The 2,600-nt window shown below is 70.3% G+C and carries 2 protein-coding genes; both read left to right on the forward strand.

Going from position 1 to position 2,600, the window contains the following annotated elements:
• Positions 1-94 precede the first annotated feature (94 nt).
• Positions 95-613, forward strand: a complete 519-nt coding sequence (locus tag QH276_RS33025) for a putative glycoside hydrolase (RefSeq protein WP_280407013.1) — start codon at positions 95-97, stop codon at positions 611-613.
• A 102-nt stretch (positions 614-715) separates the two neighbouring features.
• Positions 716-2,485, forward strand: coding sequence for a cutinase family protein (locus QH276_RS33030; protein ID WP_280399606.1), 1,770 nt, complete (start codon positions 716-718; stop codon positions 2,483-2,485).
• Positions 2,486-2,600: the final 115 nt, after the last annotated feature.

Here is a 2,600-nt window from a genome sequence, read left to right on the forward strand (position 1 = left end):
CGACTACGCCGGTCGCGCCGGGCGCGGCGGCACAACACCGAATGCGGCTACTTGCTCGACGGGTTATCGGCCGTGATCGCGGAATTACGGGTGGGTGCGCATCCCAGTGCCGCCGCTGCCGTTGCCGCCCGCGCTGGGTTCTCCGGCCCCCCGGGGTGCCGGGGCCCGCCCCCCCGCGGGGCGCGCGGGGTTCCTGGCGCAGAGCCGCGACCCGGTCCATGCCGCGGGCGCGCACCAGAGCGCCGCGGTCTACGGTATCTCCGCGACGCGGCCCGAGCAGATCGCGCAGGATATCCGGCTCATCGCTCCGCAGGTGGATTTCGTGGCGCCGATGATCTACCCGTCGCATTGGGGTCCGGGCGAATACGGGGTGGCGAATCCGAACGCACAGCCGTTCGATATCGTCGCCGCCTCGCTGCGCGATTTCCTGACCGTGACCGAAGACACCGGGGCGAAGGTGATCCCCTGGCTCCAGGATTTCAGCCTGGGGGTGAATTACGGGGACGCTCAGGTCAGAGCCCAGATCGATGCGACCTACCGGGCCGGGATCGACAGTTTCTTCCTGTGGAGTCCGAGCGTGGAATATCACGGCGGGGCGCTCGACCCGAAGTGATCGCGTAACGCCGAATGCCTCGGCCGCGACGTCTCCGGTGACGTAACGGCCCGTCGGGGGGCCAGTCCGTCCATTGGACAGTTCTGGAATGGAGCACGGGACATGGCTTTCCGAAGTATCTGGATTCTGCGATCACGCGGCTGGCTCGCCCGGCACCGGGCCTGGTGGACCCAGCACCGCCTCGCGGCGGCGATCACCGCGCCCGCCGCCCTGGGTGTGGTGGCCGCGGTGGGCGCCACCTGGTCGGTGACGACGCCCGCGCAGCAGGCGGATACGCAGCTGAAGGCGTCGGTCACCGAATGCCACGATATGGTCACCATCTCGGTGGCCGGACGCGGGGACACACCGGCCGAGGGCACCACGAAACTGCTGGTCGACGCGCACGGCAACCCGCTGCCCGCGGCACTGTCCGGCGATCACCGCAGCGACTGGGTGGATCCGGTGGTCAACGCCCCCGCCGACGATGTGGCGCCCGGCTCCTACGCCGCGGTCTACATCGCCTACCCGGCGAATATGGCCACCTACGAGGGCGCCGTCACCACCGGTGTGGCCAACACCCAGCAAGTGATGCGCGAGATCGCGCAGGCCTGCCCGGACACCCAGTTCGCGATCGTCGGTTACAGCGAGGGCGCCGATGTGGTGCGCCGGGTCGCGATGGAGATCGGGCATCAGGAACCGCAGGACGGCGGCTACGCGATCGTCGACCCGAACAAGGTCACCGGTGTGGTGATCCTCGCCGACGCCGGCCGCGCCGCGGGCGACGGCCCCTTCCCCGGCGCCGAGAATCCGCACAGCAATCCGGACGGTTTCGACCAGGCGTATCAGAACGGCAAGAACCCCGTCCCCGGCCAGGGCGCACTGCCCGATACCGGCGGCGACTTCGGCGCACTGAACGGCAAGATCGCCTCGTTCTGCTCCGACGGCGACCTCACCTGCGCGGCCCCGGAGAACATCGCGTTGCTGCAGCTCGTGGTGAACGTGGCCCGGCAGATGAACGTCGACGCGCTGGAACGTGAGGGTCTCACCCCGGCCACCGGGCAGGATGTCGCGGTCGTGCTGAGCCGGGTCGCGTTGCTCGCCCTCGCCGATATCCAGGCGCAGCCGAACTGGATGGCCGGCGATGAAACCTTCCTCGAAGTCCTGTTGCGGGTCTCGGAGCCGGGCTACGAACCCGGCGCGACCCCGCCCGCGTCCGAGGATCCCGCGGAGGCCATCTCCACCGACGAGATGGCCCCGCTGGCCTACCTGCCGCAGAAGGTACTCAACGAGATCGTCGGGCTGATCGTCACCAACCAGAACACCATCCCGGTGATCCTCTCCGACCCCTACAACCTCACCCTCGGCCCCAACGCCACCGGCCACCACTTCGACTACTGGCGCGATGCCGACCCGGCCAACGGCAAACCGCTGACCTCGGCCGAATACGCGGCGGCCTGGCTCACCCACCTGGCGAAACAGGCCCAGGCGGGCGAACCGGTGAACACGAAGTCCACCCCCACCCCCGCGGACCTGGACGACGCCTACCGGGCGGCCGCGGCCACCGCCGAATCCGTTGCGCCGAGCACCACGACCACCGCGCCGACCTCCACCACCGGCACCACGGCACCGACGTCCGCCGGTACCACCACGACGGCACCGTCCTCCACCGGCACCACCACACCGGATGAGACCACCGAGGCGGCAACGCCTCCGTCGTCCTCGCCGACTACGGAAGCTCCGAGTTCGGCAACTGCGCCCCCGAGCTCCGCCCCGGCAACCGAGGTGGCCGCTCCGCCGACCACTACACCCACCACCACCGTGCCCCGGACCTCCGAGGCCACACAAACACCCGAACCACCAGCCGGCGAATCGGTCGCGCAGACGACACGCTGACAGTCCGCGAACTACATACGAGCTGTACAGGGGGGCGGGGCCCGCGGATCGGGCCCGGCCCCGGGGGGTGGGCCGGGGGGGCCGCCGGGGTGTGGTGGGCCGCGGGGCGGGAGCG

Origin of the sequence: Nocardia carnea (genome assembly GCF_029869215.1) — a bacterium.
Classification (GTDB): domain Bacteria; phylum Actinomycetota; class Actinomycetes; order Mycobacteriales; family Mycobacteriaceae; genus Nocardia; species Nocardia carnea_B.

Coding starts and splice junctions, on each gene's coding strand:
- QH276_RS33030 (WP_280399606.1), top strand. CDS start 716: ATGGCTTTCCGAAGTATCTGGATTCTGCGATCACGCGGCTGGCTCGCC.